General features: G+C 35.3%; 16 protein-coding genes and 1 tRNA gene. 5 read left to right on the forward strand and 12 right to left on the reverse strand.

Going from position 1 to position 24203, the window contains the following annotated elements:
- Positions 1-98: 98 nt before the first annotated feature.
- A complete protein-coding gene (porV, locus tag M666_RS01680; RefSeq protein ID WP_029445251.1) occupies positions 99-1247 on the reverse strand; it encodes a type IX secretion system outer membrane channel protein PorV in 1149 nt (382 codons plus the stop codon).
- 427 nt (positions 1248-1674) lie between these two features.
- On the opposite strand from porV, the gene gldJ reads away from it, so the two are divergent.
- Together gldJ and M666_RS01690 are read left to right on the forward strand one after the other, a co-directional pair.
- Positions 1675-3336, forward strand: a complete 1662-nt coding sequence (gldJ, locus tag M666_RS01685) for a gliding motility lipoprotein GldJ (RefSeq protein ID WP_029445250.1) — start codon at positions 1675-1677, stop codon at positions 3334-3336.
- Between the two features lie 65 nt (positions 3337-3401).
- Complete coding sequence (locus M666_RS01690; protein ID WP_029445249.1) at positions 3402-4676, forward strand: UDP-N-acetylmuramoyl-tripeptide--D-alanyl-D-alanine ligase; 1275 nt, start codon at positions 3402-3404, stop codon at positions 4674-4676.
- Between the two features lie 61 nt (positions 4677-4737).
- Here the strand turns inward: M666_RS01690 and M666_RS01695 are convergent, their stop codons facing one another.
- The 8 genes from M666_RS01695 to M666_RS01730 form a co-directional block, all read right to left on the reverse strand.
- Positions 4738-6387, reverse strand: a complete 1650-nt coding sequence (locus M666_RS01695; protein WP_029445248.1) for a glycerol-3-phosphate dehydrogenase/oxidase — start codon at positions 6385-6387, stop codon at positions 4738-4740.
- Between the two features lie 173 nt (positions 6388-6560).
- A tRNA-Val gene (locus M666_RS01700) sits at positions 6561-6635 on the reverse strand.
- A 79-nt stretch (positions 6636-6714) separates the two neighbouring features.
- A complete protein-coding gene (locus M666_RS01705) occupies positions 6715-7926 on the reverse strand; it encodes a bifunctional folylpolyglutamate synthase/dihydrofolate synthase (RefSeq protein ID WP_029445247.1) in 1212 nt (403 codons plus the stop codon).
- Between the two features lie 3 nt (positions 7927-7929).
- Positions 7930-8817: an energy transducer TonB gene (locus M666_RS01710; RefSeq protein ID WP_024479221.1), complete on the reverse strand. Its 888-nt coding sequence runs from the start codon at positions 8815-8817 to the stop codon at positions 7930-7932.
- Positions 8817-9203 (reverse strand): ExbD/TolR family protein, encoded by a 387-nt coding sequence (locus tag M666_RS01715; RefSeq protein ID WP_024479220.1) that lies wholly within the window; start codon positions 9201-9203, stop codon positions 8817-8819. Before M666_RS01715 ends, M666_RS01710 begins: the two co-directional genes overlap by 1 nt.
- Positions 9204-9212: 9 nt before the next feature.
- Complete coding sequence (locus tag M666_RS01720; protein ID WP_024479219.1) at positions 9213-9905, reverse strand: MotA/TolQ/ExbB proton channel family protein; 693 nt, start codon at positions 9903-9905, stop codon at positions 9213-9215.
- 48 nt (positions 9906-9953) lie between these two features.
- Positions 9954-11315, reverse strand: a complete 1362-nt coding sequence (nhaD, locus tag M666_RS01725; RefSeq protein WP_024479218.1) for a sodium:proton antiporter NhaD — start codon at positions 11313-11315, stop codon at positions 9954-9956.
- Positions 11316-11328: 13 nt separating this feature from the next.
- Positions 11329-12555, reverse strand: coding sequence for a Glu/Leu/Phe/Val dehydrogenase dimerization domain-containing protein (locus M666_RS01730; RefSeq protein ID WP_024479217.1), 1227 nt, complete (start codon positions 12553-12555; stop codon positions 11329-11331).
- Between the two features lie 324 nt (positions 12556-12879).
- Here M666_RS01730 and M666_RS01735 point away from each other — a divergent pair, with 324 nt between their 5' ends.
- The 3 genes from M666_RS01735 (at position 12880) to M666_RS01745 (ending at position 20330) form a co-directional block, all read left to right on the forward strand.
- Positions 12880-14022 carry an acyl-CoA dehydrogenase family protein gene (locus M666_RS01735; protein WP_029445246.1) on the forward strand — a complete coding sequence of 381 codons (1143 nt, stop codon included), beginning with the start codon at positions 12880-12882 and terminating at the stop codon, positions 14020-14022.
- Positions 14023-14342: 320 nt separating this feature from the next.
- Positions 14343-18851 (forward strand): glutamate synthase large subunit, encoded by a 4509-nt coding sequence (gene gltB / locus M666_RS01740; RefSeq protein ID WP_029445245.1) that lies wholly within the window; start codon positions 14343-14345, stop codon positions 18849-18851.
- 9 nt (positions 18852-18860) lie between these two features.
- Positions 18861-20330: a glutamate synthase subunit beta gene (locus tag M666_RS01745; RefSeq protein WP_029445244.1), complete on the forward strand. Its 1470-nt coding sequence runs from the start codon at positions 18861-18863 to the stop codon at positions 20328-20330.
- 135 nt (positions 20331-20465) lie between these two features.
- Here M666_RS01745 and M666_RS01750 read toward each other — a convergent pair whose 3' ends face one another.
- From M666_RS01750 to M666_RS01760, 3 genes are read right to left on the reverse strand one after another with little or no spacing between them, the layout of a single operon-like run.
- Positions 20466-21809 (reverse strand): DUF4302 domain-containing protein, encoded by a 1344-nt coding sequence (locus M666_RS01750; protein ID WP_029445243.1) that lies wholly within the window; start codon positions 21807-21809, stop codon positions 20466-20468.
- A gap of 8 nt (positions 21810-21817) precedes the next feature.
- Positions 21818-22702, reverse strand: coding sequence for a substrate import-associated zinc metallohydrolase lipoprotein (locus M666_RS01755; RefSeq protein WP_029445242.1), 885 nt, complete (start codon positions 22700-22702; stop codon positions 21818-21820).
- Positions 22703-22721: 19 nt separating this feature from the next.
- Positions 22722-24200: a RagB/SusD family nutrient uptake outer membrane protein gene (locus tag M666_RS01760; protein WP_029445241.1), complete on the reverse strand. Its 1479-nt coding sequence runs from the start codon at positions 24198-24200 to the stop codon at positions 22722-22724.
- Between the last annotated feature and the right edge of the window lie 3 nt (positions 24201-24203).

Raw genomic sequence — 24203 nt, forward strand, 5'->3', positions numbered from 1 at the left:
GAAAGGTAGTAAATTTCGAAACTATTTGAATTAAAATAAAAAAATCCAAATTCAAAATAAACATTTCGAATTTGGATTATGCTATTTAGCTATTCTTCTTAATCGTTTATAAACTCTTCTCCTAAATTAAAGGTAAGTGAAAAACGCAAGGTATTCTCTAAAGGATTTTGAATTTTAGAAGACGAAAATAGATAAGATAAATCTACTTGAGCCGCTTTAAATTTAAAACCAGCACCCAAAGAGAAGAATTTTCTAGATCCTTTTTCTTCACTCTCATTAAAATATCCTGTACGCAACATAAATGCATCTTGATAACTATACTCAGCACCTAAGGCCCAAGTAAATTCTTTTAATTCTTCCGAGAAACCATCAGGGGCATCATTAAAGGATTTAAAGACACCGCTTAGAAATCCTATTTCTTGATATTCTGCATTATCTACCGAATCAATATCACCGTCCTCATCAAAATCCTGAGGCGTTGGCACTAATAATTTATTAAACTCTGTAGAAAGTGCTAACTTATTATCTGCATCAAAAATAAAATCAAAGCCGGTTCCAAATTTTAAATTGGTTGGTAAGAAATTTTCTTGTCCGCCTTCATCATAAGAAATCTTATTTCCTAAATTAGAAAGGTTAAAACCTAATCTCCATCGTCCATCAAAGTTATCATAAGCAATCTCTCTAGAACGGTAAAAACCTGCTATATCTACAGCAAAAGCACTAGCCGCTTGAGTATCGGCAGACCCCGCTTGATCAGGGAATTTTAAATTGGAGCTAATAAAACGTGCTCCAACAGCCATAGCAAAAGTTTCGCTAAGCTTTAAGGAATAAGAACCATCAATAGCAAATTCATTAGGTTTTGTTAATGTTCCTGGATCATTTGCAAATTGTCTAAGCTCTATTTCCCCTAACGTAAAATATCTTATACTCGCAGCAAAAGCACTACGATCATCAATTTTATTATAAAAACTAGCATTTAACAATGCTATATCTGTAATAATACTTTCCAAATAAGGCGTATAACTAATTCCTATACCCATTTTTTGTTCCGCAAAAGCAAACTTTGCAGGGTTCCATTGTTGCGAATATGCATCAACGGACGTCGCTACACCAATATCACCCATACCAGAGGCACGCGCATCTGCAGAAATTGTTAAAAAAGGAACAGCTGTCGTAATAACACGTTCATTTTGAGCGGACACTTTAAAATAACCTAAAACTAAGGCAACTACTAATAATTTTTTCATCTCTCGTTTTCTATACTTAAAATTTATTTGGTTTTCAGGTTATTGATTAGCGCTGGTACATAAAAGTTATATCAATATTATAACAGTAACGTTCGATTTTAAAAAAACTTATTCAAAAGAAAAAAAAAGCAAAAAATAATTTTCTGTCCTATATAGTATATCAGAAGATTTTATAGATAAGCTGGAATAAAAAACGGTATTTGAGAAAAAAGGAAAAAACAAAATACTAATACGATCATTACTGCGTTATTAATCTGTAAATACAATTTGGCGTACAGAATTAAAAAACTATAAATATTTTTAGATTTACATAAAATATTCTGTAGAAAACACCGTTCTTTAAGCCGAAAGCAGTAATTGCAAACCAAAATATAATGATTTACCTAACTACATAAAGTAGTTATTTTATTGAACTCAAGTCCTAATTATGAAAAAACAATTCATCAAAGTTGTACTCTCTTGTGCTGTTATTGCAGGTAGTGTTAGTAGTTGTAAAAATTCTTCTTCTTCAAAAAACACTTCAAGAGCTACAGGTTGGAAAATAAATGCAAAGGAAGGTGGTTTTCAACACAACACAGACTATAAAGAGCAAGAAACTGCTCCAGGTTTGGTTTTTGTTGAAGGTGGTACTTTTACAAAGGGTAAGGTACAAGACGATGTTATGCATGACTGGAATAACACTCCAACAGCGCAGCATGTTATGTCTTTCTACATGGATGAAACAGAAGTTACCAACTCTATGTATTTAGAGTACTTAGATTACTTAAAGAGTGTTTACCCTCCTGAAGATCCAAGATATGCGAATATCTACACAGGTGCTTTGCCTGATACTTTAGTATGGAGAAATCGTTTAGGATTCAACGAAACCATGACCAACAACTATTTACGTCACCCAGCATATGCAGAATATCCTGTGGTTGGTGTAAACTGGATCCAAGCCGTACAATTTGCGGAATGGAGAACAGATAGAGTAAATGAAATTATGCTTGAAAGAGAAGGATACCTTTCTGAAGAAGCAAAATATAAAGTAGTAAACGGAGATATTGAAGGTACTTTTAGTACTGAAGCTTACCTAAACAGACCTGAGTCAGTTTATAATGGGCAAATAGATTCTTTACAAGGAAAAATGAAGAAAGATTCTGTATCTAACTTCGCATCAAGAAGTACAGGTATCATCTTACCTGAATACAGATTGCCAACGGAAACAGAGTGGGAATATGCTGCTGCTGCTCAAGTAGGCTCTAGAGAATACAACAACCAAAGAGGTAGAAAAAAATATCCTTGGGAAGGTGATTACACAAGAAACGGACAACGTCTTGGTCGTGGTGATCAATTAGCCAACTTTAAACAAGGTAAAGGTGATTACGGTGGAATTGCAGGATGGTCTGATGATGGTGCTGATATTACAGCTCAAGTTAAATCATACAAGCCAAATGATCTTGGATTATATGAGATGGCAGGTAACGTTGCAGAATGGGTTGCTGATGTTTACAGACCTATTGTAGATGATGAAGTAAGTGATTTTAACTACTACCGTGGTAACATTTATATGAAAACAGCCATTGGTGAAGACGGAAAAGTAAATGTAATTAGAGATTCTATTGTTTACGATACCTTACCAAACGGAAAAGTAGTTGCGGTTAACTTACCTGGCGAATTAAAAATGGTTGCTGTAGATGAAAACGAAACTTATTTAAGAACAAACTTCTCTTCTAGTGATAACAGAGGTTATAGAGATGGTGAACCAGGATCTTCAAGATTCTACGACAGATTCAGTGATGATGAAGACGGCGATGAAAAGAAGAAAATGTACAACTCTCCAAAACATAAAGTACAACGTGATTCTTTAGGAGCTATAACTCGTAACTATGACAAATCTAACTACAGAACTACATTAATTAATGATGAAGTTAGAGTTTACAAAGGTGGTTCTTGGAGAGATAGAGCATATTGGTTAGACCCAGCACAACGTAGATACTTACCTCAATATATGGCTACTGACTACATCGGATTTAGATGTGCCATGTCTAGAGTAGGTTCTAAGTCTAAAACAAAGAACAAAACTGTTAGAAGTAAAAAAGTGAAATAATCTTTTTATAAAAAATAGTAAAAGTCCCGATGCAACCATCGGGACTTTTTTTATACTTTAGTTTTATGAAAATAGAAAAGCTCCATGAACTTTTTTTAGAGTTCCCTACCATAAGTACCGATACTAGAAAAATAACCAAAGACTGTATTTTTTTCGCATTAAAAGGTGATAATTTTGACGGCAATACCTACGCAAAAAAGGCCATAGAAAGCGGTGCTAAATATGCGATTATTGACCAACAAGAATTTGCTGTAAACGATTCCTTTATTTTAGTTACAGACGTTCTAACCTGCTTACAGGAGTTAGCCAATTTTCACAGAAAATTTAGCTCAGCAAAAGTAATTGCACTTACAGGCAGTAACGGTAAAACCACGACCAAAGAACTTATAAATTCTGTTTTAAGCACCAGCTACAGAACAATTGCCACCGTTGGAAATCTAAACAATCACATTGGCGTACCCTTAACCCTACTTCACATAAAAGCGGATACCGAAATTGCCATTATAGAAATGGGTGCTAATCATCAAAAAGAAATTGAATTCCTATGTAGTATTGCAGCACCAGATTTTGGGTATATCACTAATTTTGGAAAAGCACACTTAGAAGGGTTTGGCGGATTTGAAGGTGTCATTAAAGGAAAAAGTGAACTATACACCTATCTTCAGAATAGCAATAAACCAATTTTCTTTAATGCAGATGATGAAATCCAATCTACAAAACTAGCACCTTATATCCCTAAATTTGGTTTCAGTCAAACAGATGCTAAATACTACAACATTGCACTTAAGAAGGTAGATCCTTTTGTGACCATCAGCTTTGAGAAAGAAGAAATAAACTCAAATCTAATAGGTGCATATAATTTCATTAATTGTTGTGCAGCTATTATTATGGGAAAATACTTCAATGTTCCTATAGCGCAAATTAAAAATGGAATAGAACGCTATATCCCCGCTAACAATCGCTCTCAAATATTGGAACAAAATGGTCATAAAATAATATTGGACGCTTACAATGCCAACCCTAGTAGTATGAAAGCTGCTTTGGAGAATTTCAGCAAACTAAAAGCTTCCAAAAAAATTGTTTTCTTAGGAGACATGTTCGAGCTAGGAAGCTCCGCTCCCGAAGAACACCAATATATTGCCGAATTAACTTCGTCCCTTAATTTTGATGATGCTTTTTTAATTGGCGAAAATTTTGCCTTAACAAGTTCTCATCTTAAAACCTTTAAGTCTTTTAATGAACTCTCTGAATTCTTAAAAAGCAATACACTTCAAAATAGTGCTATTTTGATTAAAGGATCTAGAGGTATGGCTTTGGAAAGAATGCTAGACTTAATTTAAAAAATTAGTAAGATGAATGCCTCCATTAGCATTCATCTTACTAGTACCACTCTTCTACCTATTAAAATTCTGAATGTGATTTTATGAGCGCATCTAACTCGGAGTTATACTTTTGCAAAGTGGCGTCATTAAGATCAAAAGTTTCCTTGAAGACTGAAAAAACTATTTCCCGATGTTTTTTCACACTCTTCATATCAAAATAGAGCCTCCCTGTTCTTCTTACAAAAAAATCTAAGGGAGTTACCACCATTTCATTATGAATGCAAAATTGCAATTCTGCTAAAATTAATTTTTCTTTAGGCTTCTCATTAGTACTAGCATTATAGCGCGCTAAGATAGCTTCCGTCTGCTTCCCATATGTTGTCACTAGATACCAAGCCCGATGCTTCTTAAAGTTATCAACTTTAAGAATTTCATGAATCTTGGCTATATACTTCTTAACTTCTTTATAGTTCTTCCAAGGCCCTCCAACAAGCGGAATCTCATCTGTAAAGACATCTTTATATGCTACATTTGTTTGTCGTTCTAATCGCCTCTGAAGTTTATCTACTACCCGTTCTGCCATTTTCCGATACCCTGTAAGCTTACCTCCCGCCATACTCAATAGTCCTGAATCAGAACTAAATATTTCATCTTTTCTAGAAAGTTCTGAAGGCGACTTCCCTTCCTCATGTATCAAAGGCCTTAAACCTGCCCAAGAAGACACGATATCTTTACGCTCTAAATAAACACTAGGGAACATATTATTAATTGCATTCAAGAGGTAATCTGCATCTTCAGTAGTCGCGATTACTTCATCTTTAGAGCGCTCATAATTCGTATCTGTAGTGCCTGCATAGGTTACATTCCCTCTAGGAATAGCAAACATCATCCTGCCATCAGGAATATCAAAATACACTGATTGTTTTAGCGGTAGTTTTTCTTTCTCAAACACCAAATGAACGCCTTTGGTCAAATGCAATTGCTTTCCTTCTTTAGAATGATTGATAGTTCGCAACTCATCTACCCAAGGGCCTGCAGCATTGATGACAAACTTAGATTTAATTTGATATTCCTCCCCACTAACTACATCAGCAACTTTAACTCCCGAAATTTGACCATCAGTATACAAAAAGTCATTGACCTTCGTATAGTTTAAAGCCGTCCCACCAAAATTTAATCCTGTTTTAATATTCTCCAAGGTTAATCTAGCATCGTCTGTTCTATATTCTGCATAATAGCCAGAACCTTTTAAGATAGCTTCAGGAAGTAGCGGCTCTAAGGCTAAGGTTTTCTCCTTATCCATCATCTTACGCTTATCATCACCTTCTACATCTGCGAGAATATCATACACCTTCAACCCAAAGGAAGTCATCCATTCGCCATAGGAGCCATTTTCAATTAAAGGCAATAGCATTTTCTCAGGAATGACTAAATGTGGTGCCAATTTATGCACTATAGCACGCTCTGTACCCACTTCTTTGACCAACAAAAGCTCAAACTGTTTTAAATACCGCAGTCCGCCATGAATTAGCTTGGATGACTTACTACTGGTTCCGGAAGCAAAATCACCCTTTTCTACCAAGGCCACGTTCATTCCTCTTGAGGAGGCATCTAGTAAAATACCTGCCCCTGTAATCCCCCCACCAATAACTACCAAATCAAAAGTTTCTTCTTTTAATTTTTGAATTATCTCGTTTCTTTTGAAATATGTAAAATGATTTTTTTCCATTTATGAAGATCAGTCAGCTTTTAAAGAAACTTCAATTTCTTTAAAAAATAAATTCAACTAAAGTTATAGAATAAAATAGAACTTATAGATGTAAATGAAAATAGATTGGAAAAAATAGAAAGGAGGGTAAAATAAAAAAGGCTTCCATAAAAATGGAAGCCTTTTAATTACTGTGGGCCCTGTAGGATTCGAACCTACGACCCCCTGCTTGTAAGGCAGGTGCTCTAAACCAACTGAGCTAAGAGCCCGATTTGCTAAACTTGTTTCGTTAATCGAGTGCAAATATATAATAGTTTTTCAATTCTCAAAAGAAAAAAATGATTTTTTTTATAAAATTTCTGCCACAACAAAAGTACTTCCGCCCACATACACAAAATCACGCTTAGATGCCGCCAACAAAGCACTTTCAAGTGCCTTATTTACAGAAGAATAAGATTCTCCTATCAATTTATGCGCTTCCGCAGTATTTTTTAAAATAATTTCATCTAAACCTCTATTTATTTTTGGAGCACAAAAATAATACCTAGCATTTTTTGGAAAAAGTGGTAAAATTAATGCCAAGTCTTTATCTTTTACAAAACCTAAAACAACATGCAACTGATCATATTCTTGTTTTAATAGTTGTTGTATCACTATTTTTAAACCATCCGTATTATGTGCTGTATCACAAACTACTCTTGGATGTTCTGATAGTGTTTGCCACCTTCCTAAAAGACCTGTATTGACCACCACATTCAACAAGCCTTTTTTAATAGCTTCTTTTGACACCTTAAACGCCTTAAGCTTATGGATAACCTCAAGGACACCTTTCATGTTTTTCTCTTGGTAAGATCCTAATAAGCACGTCTGATAGACATCTTCTACAATTTGATCAGCAAACGTAATTTCAGCACCCTTAGATTTCGCAATAGCCTTAAAAACTTCTTGCGTTTCTAATTGGGTTTCACTTACTACCACAGGCACATCATTCTTTATAATCCCAGCTTTCTCTGCCGCAATTTTAGCGAGCGTGTCACCAAGGAGATCTACATGATCTAAACCAATATTTGTAATTAAAGAAACTTCTGGATGAATAATATTTGTAGAATCTAACCTTCCTCCTAATCCAACTTCTATTACCGCAATATCAACATCCTGATTTACAAAATAATCAAATGCCATACCAACGGTCATCTCAAAAAATGAGAGCCTGTTCGCTTTTAAATAATCAAAATTGTTTTGGATAAAATCAATTACCTCTTCCTCAGAAATAGAGGTTCCATTAATTTTTATTCGTTCTCTGAAGTCTTTTAGATGAGGAGAAGTATACAATCCAACTTTATAACCCGCTTCTTGTAATATGGAAGCAAGCATATGACTACTTGAACCTTTACCGTTAGTACCGGCTACGTGTATACTTTTAAATTTACCTTCTGGATGATGTAAATGCGCAGCAAAATTTTTAATACCCTCTAATTTTCCTGAATGAGCACTTACCCCTTTTTGCTGATACATTGGAAGTTGCGCAAACATCCAATCCAACACTTCTTGATAAGTCATGCGCTAATCTGACAATTTGAAATTCACCACCACAAAACCAACTTGTTGGTTTGGCGCATTAGGATCTGGCTTCCAAGTATGTGCTTTTGCAGTCAGCTCTGCAGGTTTCATTAAACAAGGGTTTGTATTGGTCGTCCCTTTTACTCCTGGAGTAGCACTAATCACACGACCATTTCTATCCACAATAATTTTTACTACCACCCTACCTTCTTCATTGCAGTCTTGTTTTACAGAACTACTGCCCGCTAATGATCTACCGTTTAATCCGTAACCACCACCGCCGCTTCCAGAACCTGGAGATCCATAATAACTCGTGGCATAAGGGTTTCCATTAGGATTTCCTTTATCTCCCGATTTATTATCATTGCCCTCACCACCCGATGCAGAACCGTCGGACTTATTAAGTCCTCCCATCATTTCATCAAGCTTTCTTTTTTTAGCATCTTGCTCTTTTTGAGCTTTTTCTTTTGCCTCTTGTTTTTCACGAGCTACACGATCTGCCTCTGCTTTTGCTGCTTTCTCTGCAGCATCTGCCTTACGCTTTGCTTCTTTTTGCTGTTTGATCACCAAAGATTCTTCACTATCTTGAGTAACCACTTTTTCTGTTGGTTGCTCGCTAGATGCTGCATCTTCCGGAACCACTTCTTCAACTTTCTCTTGTTGCGAAGGTGGAACAACCGGAGTATCTAATGGCTCTGATTGAATCTTTTCTTTAGGTTGAACAGTTCCGCTCCCATAATCTGTAGTACCGAAGTTCACTGAAATACCATTCTCTTCTGGAGGATCTAAATAAGTTAGCCCCACATAAAAAAGCACTAACAACAGTAGACTTAAAAGTACTGTTGTTAGTGTAAAAGATTTTTTCTTATGTCTCGTGTCTAGTAATGACATTATTTTGGTCGCACTGCCAATATCACCTTGAACTTATTCTTATTAGCAATATCCATAACGTTAACTGCCTCTTTGATAGCAACGCTTTCTTCTGCTCTTAGAATAATTGTAGGGTTCTCTTGTCCTTCTAGTGCTTTTTTTAGTTCAATTTCAATGTATTCTCCGTTAATTCTCTCATTATTTACGAAGTATTCTAAATCTTTATTAATACTTACAGAAACATTCTGAGTACTTGTAGATTTTCCTTTTGCTTTTGGCAATAACAAATCTAATGCATTTGGCGAGTTAGAGGTTAACATAAAAAATACCAATAACAAGAATACAATATCTGTCATGGAGGACATACTGAAGTCTGGACTTACTTTATTTCTACCTTTTAGTTTCATAACTAGAAATTAAAGAGGTTCGTTTAATAAGTCTAAAAATTCAACAGCATTCGCTTCCATACTATGAACTACTTTATCTGTTCGGTTTACCAAATGATTGTAACCAATGTAAGCAATAATACCTACAATTAAACCAGCTACAGTAGTTGTCATCGCTGTATAAATACCCGATGCTAACGATCCCATTTCTGCCTGACCACCACTTGAGGCCATTTCATGGAATGCTAATATCATACCAATTACCGTACCTAAAAATCCAATCATTGGAGCAGCTCCAGCAACTGTTGCCAGAATACTAACATTCTTCTCCAACTTGTAGACTTCCAAAGTACCTGCGTTCTCAATTGCTTTGTTGATGTCTTCTAAAGGCTTACCTATTCTAGATATCCCCTTTTCAGTTAATCTCGCAACAGGAGAATCTGTTTGAGCACAAAGTAATTTCGCCGCTTCTAATTTTCCGTTGGATACATGATCACGGATTTGATTCATGAAATTTTTATCAATCTTTGATGCCGCCTTTATCGCAAATATTCTTTCGAAATAAATGTATAATGCCACAAAAAGCATAACAAACAACACTGAGATAATAATGATACTCCCGGTACCACCATTAATAATTAAATCAATAACCGAAAGTGTTTTTTCTTCCGGCAAAGCCTCTCCTATTTGAGCCTCTTCAACAAGGTCTTGGAACAATAACATATAAATATTCTATTAAGTTGCTGTTATAACGGCATTATACCGATAAAATTATACGTTTAATATAAAATTTCTCATCAAAATAAAAACAGCAGCTCCAGATAAAAATCCGACTAAGGCTAACCAAGATATTTTCTTGAAATACCAGAAGAAATCTATCTTCTCCATTCCCATTGCAACTACTCCTGCAGCAGAACCAATAATTAACATACTACCACCGGTACCCGCAGAATAAGCGATAAAGTGCCACGCTGGCTCATCTAATCCTATTTGGAACATTCCAATACTTGCCGCTACTAATGGCACGTTGTCAATAACTGCAGAGCCTACACCTAATAACATAACCACTAAATCTGAAATAATCGTAGAATGTAATTCTGTTCCTAATCTTGGTACGGTTTCATTTAAAACTCCTGCGAAATCAAATAATAATCCTAAAGACTCTAAAGCCGCTACCGCCAATAAAATACCTAAAAAGAATAAGATACTCGGCAACTCAATTTTAGATAACGAACTATGCACAGGACTATGATGGCCTGCAGCCTCAGACTCCCCATCAATTGTAGAGATACTAAACTTAGAGCTACTATATATTTCCGCAAAGGCTGCTACAAATGCCAATGATAACATCATCCCTACATAAGGAGGTAAATGTGTCACGGACTTAAATATGGGAACAAAAATAATTGCACCAAGACCCAGATAAAACATTGTTGCTGCATATCTAGACTTAGGCTTATCATCATCACTTGCATCATCTGCTACACTTCCTTTGAAGACACTCATACGAGATGCAATAAACGTAGGTATTACAAAACAGAAGATTGACGGCACCAATACATGCTCTACTAATACGCCTGCTGTAACTTTATTAGCAATCCATAACATAGTAGTAGTAACATCTCCAATTGGAGACCAAGCACCACCCGCATTGGCTGCGATAATAATTAGACCCGCAAACCACAATCTTAAATCGCGCTCTTTTATTAATTTCTGAAGTATTGTAATTAAAACAATAGTAGCCGTAAGGTTATCTATAATTGCTGATAAAACAAATGCTAAAGAAGAGACAATCCATAAAAGGCTGCCCTTCTTTTTTGTTTTTATATATCCTTTAATCGTAGAGAAACCATCAAAATAATCTATAATTTCAACAATAGTCATCGCTCCTAACAAGAACACTAAAATCTCTGCAGTCTTCCCTAAATGATGCAATAAAACACCTTCTAAATGATGTGACTCTTTACCAACACCTGGAATAATATCATAAACCTCCATGTGTGTTAATGCGATAATAGCCCACAAAATAGCCATCATTCCTAAGGCAGGAATAAGCTTATCTATTTTAAGATTATGTTCTAGAGTGATCGCTAAATAACCTAGTACAAATACAATTACTACAATGGTTTCCATAAAATTAGTTAGTTTAAATTAATTGTTTTAATGCGATTTCAAAAGCTGTTTTGCTTAAGTTCGTTTTTGTTGAATTTTGATCAAAAATATTTAAAATTGCGTTTCTGATAGTGGTTGATGTATCCGTAAAAATTAATTCATCATCCATAGAAACTCTTCCTTCCATAAAAAAGGCAAATACACGCGCCATTCCACAGTTAGAAATAAAATCAGGTATCAAACTTACTCTTTCATCTGTAAATTCCATAATTGGACCAAAGAAAATTTCTTTATCTGCGAACGGAACATTAGCGCCGCAAGAAATTACTTCCAATCCTGTGTCAATCATCCTACTTATTTGATCCTTGGTTACTAATCTTGATGCCGCACACGGTGCAAAAATTTCAGTTTTCAAATTCCAAATACGTTCGTTAATTTCTTCAAACGGAATCATATCCTCAGAAACAAGCGTGTTACCGTCTTTATTTTTATACAGATTTACAATTTCTTCAAATGTAAAGCCTTCTTCCTTTATAACACCACCTACTCTATCTATTATTCCAACAACCTTTGCTCCCATTTTTGCTAAGTAAAATGCTGCAGCAGCACCAACATTACCAAAACCTTGAACAATAGCCCTTTTTCCCGTTACCGATCCTCCAGAAATATCATAAAAATGTTTTACCGCTTCAGCGACACCAAAACCGGTAATCATATCTGCGACAGTATATTTTCTAGAAACATCAGGAGAATAATTATCGCCTTCTAAAACCTTGATAACTCCAAGTCTTAATTGCCCTATTCTATTAATCTTATCTGCTTCTGTAGGCTTAAAATGTCCGTTAAAAACCCCTTCTTGAGGATGCCATACACCCGCATCTTCAGTAATAGGAATAACTTCATGAATCTCATCTACATTTAAATCTCCACCCGTACCGTAATAACTTTTTAACAATGGAGCCACAGCATGATACCACCGTTCTAATACGCCTTTTTTTCTTGGGTCTTTAGGATTAAAGTTTATCCCAGATTTAGCACCACCTATTGGAGGACCAGATACCGTAAACTTAACTTCCATTGTTTTTGCTAATGACAAAACTTCATTAACATCAAGACCTTCTCTCATTCGTGTACCACCACCGGCAGCACCACCTCTTAAGGAATTAATTACCGTCCAACCTTCAGCTTCTGTCTCCGTATCTTTCCAATGGAACACAATTTCTGGTTGTTTATTCTCGTATATAGCTAGCAAATCTTTCATGCGTCTGATTCTTTAATTAAAATTAATGTGACTTTTTTAGTTACTTGTAAAACATTCTCCGAAAAACTAAGTTAATATCCCCAAAACGGGGTTACTGTTGTCTCATAATTTTTATTTTAAAAAATCTACGAATACTATAGATGTAGCAAATATAAAAATAATGAATCGCAATAAAAGCTTTTAACAAAAAGTAAACACGATTTTTTGCGAATCTTTAAAGCCGCAATCGACGCTTACGAAATTCCCTGTTTAAGAAGGTTTTTTTTAATCAAATAACAATTATCAGTTATATTTGTAGTAGTTTTTTAATTATATCATAATTATATGGATTTTACTTTATCAGAAGAACAATTAATGATTCAACAAGCAGCAAGAGATTTTGCTCAAACTGAATTACTACCAGGTGTTATAGAAAGAGATGACGCGCAAAAATTCCCAGAAGAACAGATTAAAAAATTAGGCGAGCTTGGGTTTTTAGGAATGATGGTAGATCCAAAATATGGAGGAAGCGGACTTGACACGCTATCTTACGCCATTGCCATGGAAGAACTTTCTAAAGTTGACGCCTCTTCTTCAGTCGTTGTTTCCGTTAATAATTCTTTAGTATGTTGGGGGCTAGAAACATTTGCTAGCGAAGAACAGAAACAAAAATATTTGACAAAATTAACCACAGGCGAAATGATTGGCGCTTTTTGTCTTTCTGAACCCGAAGCAGGGAGTGATGCAACTTCTCAAAAAACTACCGCAATAGATAAAGGAGACCATTACCTATTAAATGGAACAAAAAATTGGATTACTAACGGCAGTACAGCTGGCGTATATTTAGTAATTGCTCAAACAGATATAGAAAAAGGACATAAAGGTATTAATGCTTTAATCGTCGAAAAAGGAACTCCTGGATTTGAAATAGGACCTAAAGAGAATAAGTTAGGAATTAGAGGTAGCGATACCCACTCCTTAATGTTCAATGATGTAAAAGTTCCCAAAGAGAATAGAATTGGTGAAGACGGATTCGGGTTTAAATTTGCGATGAAAACTTTAAGTGGCGGAAGAATTGGCATTGCTGCACAAGCATTAGGCATAGCAGCAGGAGCTTATGAGCTAGCGCTGAAATATTCTAAAGAACGTAAATCTTTCGGCACAGAAATATGTAATCATCAGGCAATTGCTTTTAAATTAGCAGATATGCATACGGAGATTGAAGCCGCCCGCTTATTAGTATATAAAGCCGCATTAGACAAAGACAACGGTAATAACTATGATCTATCTAGCGCTATGGCAAAATTATTTGCTTCAAAAGTAGCTATGGACACAACTGTAGAAGCCGTGCAAATTCACGGTGGTAACGGGTTCGTCAAAGATTACCACGTAGAACGATTAATGAGAGATGCTAAAATTACTCAGATCTACGAAGGCACCTCTGAAATACAAAAAATTGTCATCTCCAGAAGCATCATTAAGCAGTAAAAAAAACACAATATTTAAAAGTACCCCTACATTTATAGGGGTGCTTTTGTATTAAATATAACTAATTTTACCGCAACCCCTACCTAGAACATATTTAAGATCATTAAAATTACTAAAATTACACAACACCCCACCATATTACAGGGGTAGACACTCCGCATTGTTTCAAATTATCATAATCTTAAATTAACATAAACTTAAAGTCGATAATGACTATATTTTAATGATTTATTCCAAACGATGTTTTTTTTGTTACATATCATTATAAGAGGTATGAATAATTCAACAAAATTGATATTTTTGAGGAAATACAATAATTTATGGCGTTGAAGAAACAAGGGTTATACCTACCGGAATTTGAGCATGATAACTGTGGTGCAGGATTTATATGCAGTCTTAAAGGAAAGAAATCTAATGATATCATCCATAAAGCACTTGAAATTTTGGAAAAACTTGAGCACCGTGGTGCAGTAAGTTCTGATGGAAAGACAGGTGATGGTGCAGGTATTCTAATTGATATTCCTCATGCATTTTTTCAAGAAGTTTGTGATTTTGAACTGCCTGAAGCTGGAGAATACGCAACTGGAAATATCTTTCTACCTCAAAAAGATAACCAAAGAGAATTTTGTATTTCAGTTTTTGAAAAAAATATTAAAAAACAAGGCTTACAACTTTTAGGCTGGAGAGATGTTCCCGTGAACAAATCTGTTCCTGGAAGAATTGCTATGGAGACCGAACCTTTTGTTCGACAAATATTTGTTGCTAAAGAGAATCCGGAGCAAACTTTCTTTGATTTTAATTTAAAACTGTACATCGCCAGAAAAACTACAGAGCACACTATAATTGATTCTAAGTTATCGGAAAGTAAATTTTTCTATGTACCTAGTTTATCAACAAAAATTATCATATTCAAAGGCTTATTAATGCCGGAAGATATAAGTCTTTACTATAAAGACTTAATGGATCCTAGAGTAGTTACTAGACTCGCATTAGTACACCAACGTTTCTCTACCAACACATTTCCAACCTGGGATTTAGCACAACCATTTAGATACATGTGCCATAACGGAGAAATAAACACCTTAAGAGGTAACGTTACACGCATGCGTTCTCGTGAGGAATTACTTAAGAGTGATTTCTTCGGAGATGAAATAAAAAGTATTATTCCAATAATCCTTCCAGGAAAATCCGATTCTGCTACAATGGATATGGTGGTTGAGTTATTATTAATGACAGGACGTTCCTTGCCAGAAGTAATGATGATCTTAGTTCCAGAAGCGTGGGAAAAGAATCCTGATATGTCTGAGGCTAAAAGGTCTTTCTACGAATACAACTCTTGCTTATCTGAACCATGGGATGGTCCTGCATCAATCCCATTTACCGATGGAAACTATATTGGCGCTGTATTAGATAGAAACGGACTTAGACCTTCTAGATATACCGTTACCAAAGATGGTAACGTTATTATGTCTTCTGAAACTGGAGTGGTTGATATAGCCCCTGAAAACATTGAATTACATGGACGTCTAGAACCAGGTAAAATGTTTCTTGTAAACATGGAAGAAGGTCGTATTGTAAACGATGAGGAAATAAAAGAAGAGATTGCAAGCAGACATCCTTATAAAAAATGGTTGGACAAAAATCTTGTTCACCTTAAAGATATACCTTACAATGATTGTCCTTTATTTTTAAACGAGGCGTCATTAGAAAAAAGAAAAGCAACTTTTGGATACACCTTAGAAGATATCAATACCATTATACTTCCAATGGGAAAAACGGCAAAAGAACCATTAGGTTCTATGGGTAGCGACACTCCTATTGCCATATTATCTGAACGTCCACAATTAATATACAACTACTTTAAGCAATTATTTGCACAAGTAACCAACCCACCATTAGATGGTATTCGTGAAGAACTAATTACAGATATAAGTTTAACACTAGGTAGTGATCACAATATTTTTGATTTCACAGAACTTCATTGTCGTAAATTAAAAATTCAAAACCCTGTAATTTCTAAAGAAGATTTAGACAAGATTAAAAACTACGATGCGAGTCCTGATTATAAGGTAACCTCTATTCCTATTCTTTACGAAGTAAATAAAGGAAATAATGGCCTTGAAGATGCACTTCAAGATATGCTGAACCAAGCTAGCAAGGCTATTGACGAAGGCACAAACATCATTATTTTATCCGATAGAAATGTAAGCGAAGAATTAGCACCTATCCCAGCACTATTAGCATGTTCCTTTGTAAATAGTGGATTACAAAAACTTAAAAAACGCTCTAAACTAAGCGTTATTATAGAATCTGCAGAACCAAGAGAAGTGCATCACTTTGCCTTATTATTTGGCTTTGGAGCTAGTGCTATTAACCCTTACTTAGTAAATGAAATTATTGCTGAGCAAATAGAGGAGCATGATATTACTGAGTTTACTAAAGAAGAAGCTATTAAAAATTACAATAAAGCGGTCGGTAAAGGCATCTTGAAAGTAATGAACAAAATAGGAATCTCTACTCTAAACTCTTACAGAGGCTCTCAATTATTTGAATGTATTGGTATCAATACTAAAGTTGTAGAAAAATATTTTCCTAATACCGCTACAAGAATTCAAGGTATCGGACTTTATGAAATTGAAAAAGAGATTGCTAAACGTCATCAAAAGGCATTTACTAATAAACATGTTGCCGCAAATTTAGACCTAGAAATGGGTGGTGAATATCGATGGAGAAGAGACGGAGAAAAACATATGTTCAATCCGTTATCTATTGCCAAATTGCAGCAGTCCGTTCGTAATAACGAACCAGAATCTTACAAAGAGTTTGCTAAAATGGTGAACGAACAATCTAAAAGTTTAATGACTATTAGAGGTTTATTTGAATTTTCTAATTACGATCCTATTCCTTTAGAAGAAGTTGAGCCTTGGACAGAAATTGTAAAACGTTTCAAAACAGGTGCCATGTCTTATGGTTCTATTAGTAAAGAAGCCCACGAGAATTTAGCAATTGCCATGAATAGAATTGGTGGTAAAAGTAATTCTGGAGAAGGCGGAGAAGATCCTGATCGTTTTTACAAAAATGCAACAGGAGATTGGAGAAACAGTGCCATAAAACAAGTAGCATCAGGTAGGTTTGGAGTTACCTCTAACTATTTGACCAATGCTCAAGAAATACAAATAAAAATGGCACAAGGTGCCAAACCAGGTGAAGGTGGCCAATTACCAGGTGCTAAGGTTAACCCTTCCATCGCGAAGACAAGAAACTCTACGCCTTATGTTGGGCTGATATCACCACCACCACACCATGATATTTATTCTATTGAAGATTTATCACAATTAATATTTGATTTAAAGTCTGCCAACAGGGAAGCACGAATTAATGTAAAACTTGTTTCTGAAGTTGGTGTTGGAACGGTTGCCGCGGGAGTATCTAAAGCAAAAGCAGATGTAGTTCTAATCTCTGGTTTTGATGGTGGTACAGGAGCATCTCCTTTAACATCTTTAAAGCATTGTGGCTTACCTTGGGAGCTTGGTGTTGCTGAAGCGCAGCAGACCTTAGTCATGAATGATCTTAGAAATAGAATTGTTCTTGAATGCGACGGTCAATTAAAAACAGGTCGTGATGTTGCTGTAGCTTGCCTGTTAGGCGCCGAAGAATTCGGATTTGCAACAGCTCCATTAGTAGCTTCAGGATGTATTATGATGCGTGTATGTCATTTAAACACATGCCCTGTAGGGATTGCAACACAGAACCCTGATTTAAGAAAAAAATTCAAAGGGAAACCAGAACACGTTGTAAACTACATGTATTTTGTAGCCCAAGAATTGAGAGAGATTATGGCTCAATTAGGTTTTAGAACTATTAATGAAATGGTAGGTCAAGTACAGAAGCTAGACCGAAATAAAGCTATTGATCATTATAAAGCTGCAGGAATTGACTTAACTCCTATTTTATATAAAGTGGATGTTCCTGCTGGAACGAAATTCTACAATACGCAAAAACAACAACATCATATAGAAGAATCTATTGAGTTTGATATTATAGCGAAAGCTCACCCTGCTCTCTTTAGAAAAGAAAAGATGAGCATTGATTACCCTATCAAGAATACAGATAGAGCAGTTGGAGCTATTATTAGTAATGAAATTTCAAAAATTTACGGTGCAGAAGGTTTACCTGAAAACACTTTAAAATTAAATTTTACAGGTTCTGCTGGTCAAAGTTTTGGTGCATTTAGCACCAAAGGAATAACGATGGTCGTTAATGGTAATACTAATGATTACCTTGGAAAAGGCTTATCGGGAGCCAAATTAATTATTAAGGTTCCTGGAAAAGCAACCTTTAAACCAGAAGAGAATGTAATTACAGGAAATGTAACCCTTTATGGCGCTACTTCTGGAGAGGCTTATATAAATGGTAAAGCAGGAGAACGTTTTTGTGTGCGTAACTCTGGAGCAAAAGCCGTTGTAGAAGGTATTGGAGATCATGGTTGTGAATATATGACAGGAGGTATTGCTGTTATTTTAGGAGAAGTTGGCCGTAATTTTGGTGCAGGTATGAGTGGCGGTGTCGCTTACATCTACGATAAGAATAAAACCTTTGAGAAAAACTGCAATAAAGAGGCGCTAAACTTATTGCCTGTTGATGAAGATAAAGATATTGCTGAATTAAGAGCATTGATTGAAAATCACTACAACGCAACTTTTAGTCCACTTGCACAGCGTATATTAGAGAAATGGGAAGAAACTCTTCCGCTATTCACTAAAATATTACCTGAAGAATACAAACAAGCATTAATTCGTTTAGAGAACGAAAAATTAGAAACTATATAAATCGAAACTATGGGTAAGATTACAGGATTTTTAGAATTCGATAGAAAAGTTGAACAATACGCTCCAGTAGAGGATCGTATTAAAAATTATAAAGAATTTACAATTCCGCTTGATTCTAAAGAAATGAAGGATCAGGGAGCAAGATGCATGGATTGTGGTATTCCTTTTTGCCATAGTGGTTGTCCTTTAGGGAATTTAATCCCTGATTTTAATGACGCCGTGTATCGTGGAAAATGGGAGAAAGCAGCAACCATCTTACATTCTACAAATAATTTTCCAGAATTTACAGGCCGTTTATGCCCTGCACCATGCGAAGAAGCATGTGTTTTAGGAATAAATGAAGATCCTGTAACGATAGAAAATATTGAAAAAAATATTGTTGAGACTGCTTTTGAGAAAGGTTGGATTACAGCGAATCCTCCAGAAACAAGAACTGGAAAAACTGTTGCTGTAATTGGCTCTGGTCCTTCTGGACTAGCTGCCGCACAACAATTAAACCGCGCGGGACATTTAGTAACTGTTTTTGAAAGAGATAAAAAAGCAGGTGGTTTATTACGTTATGGTATTCCTGATTTTAAAATGGAAAAGCATATTATAGACCGTAGACTTAAAGTTCTTGAAGAAGAAGGTATTATTTTCAAAACAGGAGTTCATATAGGGGTAGATATTAAAGCAGACGATCTTAAAAAAGATTTTGATGCATTAGTCTTATGTGGTGGTGCTACTGTTAGAAGAAACCTTCCTATTGAAGGTTCTGATTTAAAAGGAGTAGTACAAGCGATGGATTTCTTAGCACAGAACAATAGACGTGTAGATGGGATTACAGACTTAGGAGAAGAGATAAAGGCTACAGGTAAAGATGTTGTGGTTATTGGAGGTGGAGATACGGGTTCTGATTGCATAGGAACTTCTATTAGACATGGCGCAAACTCTGTATCTAACTTTGAGATAATGTCTAAAGGAACTCCAGAAAGACCAGAGAACCAACCTTGGCCATTTTGGCCGATGCGTTTGCGCACAAGTTCTTCTCACAAAGAAGGTGCAGAACGATTCTTTAGTATTTCTACCAAGAAATTTGTTGGAGATAAAGACGGCAACCTTAAAGGCTTGATCACTTCTGAAGTAGAATGGATCAAACAACCTGGTCAAAGACCGCTTTTAAAAGAAGTTGAAGGCACAGAAAAAGAGTGGAAATGCGATTTAGTTTTATTAGCCTTAGGATTTACAGGTTCAGAAATGACTATTGCAGATCAACTAGGTTTAAAAGCAGATCCAAGAACCAATATAAAGGCAACTGCCAAAGATTATATGACAAATGTTCCTGGTGTATTTGTTGCAGGAGATCAGCGACGAGGACAATCCTTAATCGTTTGGGCCATCTCTGAAGGAAGACAAGCTGCATATCATATAGACACGTATTTAATGGGAACCACATCTGCTTTACCACTGAAAGGGGAAGGAGATTTACCTAGAATATAAGAATACACAACATTCATACAAACACCCTTTAAGATGCAGTTCTTAAAGGGTGTTTTAATATAACAAAACTCCAAAAGCTTTACAGCTTTTGGAGTTTAAACATAACTAACAAAATAAATAATAAACTCTTATCTCCTATTGAAAGGCGTAAGTTGTCATTCTAAAACTAGGATCTGCTGCACTGGTAAAAGTGAATACTGTATTCGGAAATCTTACTGTAAAATTTTCTTGTTTTATATACAAACCTTCAGAATTTGTTAAAACGTTATCAATTGCTTCAACAAAAGGCGCTAAACTAGCATCACTCCAACCATCATCTATAAGTATTAATTTTCCATCAACATTCTCAAAAGTTACGAAGTGATTAAGGATTACGGTTGAACCATCTACAGCACTCAATAAACGATATTGAATAACATTAAAAGTCTCATCCCCTTCAATTGTAAAAAAAAGCTGGATTCTAGAAATACTCAGTTCAAGTGGACTAAGTCCTTCATTAACTGAATCTCTTAATGCTCTAAAATTAGATGAGCTAGAAGTTGCATCAAATAAGAAATCATCTATATATCCATAAGCATTATCCGGCTGCACCACCACTAAATTATCATCCGTAGGATTAGAAGGAGCATTCAAGAATGCAATCTCCGCTGTATTTCCAGAACCTAAATCTGCTATAAACTTATCAGCTTCCACATTATAAGTAAACTCGGAAATTTCTTGCCCTTTGATTTCAAGTGCTGGACTCACTGTAAAACCTGCTTCATTATAAGCAATGCCAAAAGAGTAAGAATCAGAATCATTTGAAATATCAATAAATCGTCTATTTACATTCAAAGAAAAATCAAAAACCTCAGTAACTCCATCAATAGTAACAATAACATTTTGATACACTGATTTTTCTGAGTCGGTTAATTCTAAAGCTATAGCCTTACTATCAATAATATTCTGCACTTCATTAGTGGTAGCTTTTGTAAACCTAACTTCTTCTTGAGTTCTATTGGTTCTAAAAATTAAATCTCCTGTAGCCTCATCTATACCGTAATATAGAAACTCAAAATCTCCTAAATATCCTCTTCCAATTAAGCCTGAATCTGGAGGATTTGCCGAGTCCGATAATTTATGAATATCATTCTTAGTGGTAAACGACAGCTTAATAGTACTTCCTAAAACAACGTCATACTTACTTTTAGTTACTGTAAAATCATCATCAAAATCTGAGGTCATTTCTACCGTTTCATCATCTAAAAAATTAAAAAAGAAGGTAAAACCACCTAACTCTCCAGGGCTCGTAAAGTAAACAGCCTTCCATCCTGTATCTGAGGATTGTAATGCCGTTCTTAATTCTTGCTTTTGTGCATTTGTTCTTTCCGCCGGACTTTCATCGAACACCTCTGCGTTGTCATCATCTGCACAATTAATCAAGAACATGCTTAACAGTACTACTACAACAGTATTAATTATATATTTATTATTTTTCATGTCGCTCTCTAATTATTTATTACTTCTTGCGTATTCCTAGCGGTTACTTCCTGCAATTCATAGATATCTATATCCCATTGTTTATCAAAATAATCGGCTACAATTGCTTCTTTACTTCTAATACTTTCACGCGCTTCTACATTAGAAATACCATCAATGATTGCATTGTATTCTTCGTTAGAATTAATTAACATGAAATTTACCATCTCCGCAAAATCTTCTACAACACTACTCCTTGAATAATCAGAAATAAATCCTAACTCTCTAGCCTCTGCTATGCTGGTGTTAAACCATTGAGCAGTATATTCAGAGGGTGTTATTCTACCATATCCTTCTTCATCAAAAGGAATTGTTTGATTCAAAATATGGCAATATTCATGCTGAATCGTAGATAAAAAACGTGTAATATTCGCTCTATCGGAAACATCTACTAGATCTGTTTCGAATAAGGTAATTCGTTTCCCGCCTTCCGCTAGACCTAATAAAATAGTTCCAGATCTATTAAAGTTTCTACCTCCAACTAATAGTAATTGTCTTGGCGCTACTAGTTTAACAAAATCAGCACCACCAACTTCCGTATACGAGTCTAACCAGATTTTTTCTACAACTTCTAAAACTGGTTGTACATTTTCTTCTATTGGCGGAAATAAAAATCGGTTATTATCTACCACATTCTCATTCCATTTATACAATACATCTATATTATATGCAGAAACATAATTCGTTCTAATATAAGTATCTAATGCAGTAAGCTTAGGCGCACTTGTATCCAGATTACTTCCTTCAAAAGAATCTTCTTGTGAACAAGAGGCTAAAATTACAATAGCAATTACAGCTACTATATAAGCACACGCATTTACTAATCTTTTATATTTATTATTGATATTATTCATTTTCTTATTTTTTAGATCGTTAGCGTGGGTTCTTTTCTAAGCCTCTTTCAATAGCGAAATTTGGAATCTGCAATTGACGTCTATTGTCTCCTTTTTCTAATAATAAGTCAGTTCCTCCAATAAGATTATGAGCTATCTCTAAATCAAACCTTCTTACATCAAACCAACGCAAACCTTCGTGGTAAAACTCTCTCCTTTTAAGTTCTGCAATTGCTTTCACAAAAGAAGTCTGATCACTATCTAAGCTATAAAATGGAGTATATTCATTTACCACTACCGGGTATATATCTAAAAGGTCTTGTTTCACCAAAACATCGGTACTTGAGTCATAAGCTTCGGTTCTCACAGAGAAAAACGCATTGATATCCTCCAATGCAGCTTCATAATTATTTTGCATCGCATAAGCCTCTGCTCTATTTAGTAAAACTTCATCCGTGGAAAACAATACAAGACCTACATAAGGATTTCCTATACCCGCACTTACATTGGTAACCCTAAAGAATTCTGCAAATTTTGGTAGATTATTAAAACCCTCTCCTCCAAATACATCATAAGCCCATGCTTTTCCTAATATATTTCCAGAAAAAAATAATTCATTGGCTTTCTCACTACTAAGTCCAAAATTGTTACTTGCAAATATTCTAGAATACAGTGAATTTGCCGATACCACTAAAAGATTCGCATTATCTGAATCACTGGCATACAATGCTGTTCTTTGAGAATATTCTAATTCCGCATACGTCCCCAAATAATCACGCAATTGCAACTGAGGGTTGGTTATTACATTAGAACTGTGTTTAATTACATTCTCCCAATCCCCTTTAAACAGATAAAATCTAGAAGCAAAGGCATTTCCTGCTTCGGGAGTAAAATGAAATTTTGGCTCTTGATAATTATTGGAGACTAATTTTAAACCAGCCACTAAATCTGCCTCAATAAAATCATACACTTCCTGAACCGTATTACGTGTGTACGTTTCTATAAATACTTCCTCTGGTTGTAATACATAAGGAATACCCTTATCTGTTGCTGCAGTTGCAGGGTCATAATGTTTAGCCCAAAAATTAACTAACATAAAATGACTATAAGCTCTAGCCAATAAAGCCTCCCCCTTCTGAGGTGCTAAACTTTCTAAATCTCCTAATTCTTCTATAGATGCCAAAGCTTGGTTGGCTTGCGCTATCGCTTTATAACAAGCATTCCAATAGCCTACCCTATAATCCAAATTATCAATATCTATATCTTCCCACCTGTAATTCGCTAAATTTAATTCGGTTGGCAATGTGTTCCCTTTATCAGAAACATTATCAGACATCGTCTCTGCAAAATCCATATAATTTGCCTCCGGATATGCGATAACTAATAATTCTGAAATTTTTTCTGGACTATCAATTTCCGTCCTGTTATCTGGAATTTCTGATAAATAATCTTCACAAGAAGTAGCTAAAAATGCTAAGAAGATCCATATCCCAATTTTTATTGTATATAATTTGTTCATCTT

Source organism: Cellulophaga baltica 18 (genome assembly GCF_000468615.2).
In the GTDB taxonomy this organism is placed as follows: domain Bacteria; phylum Bacteroidota; class Bacteroidia; order Flavobacteriales; family Flavobacteriaceae; genus Cellulophaga; species Cellulophaga baltica.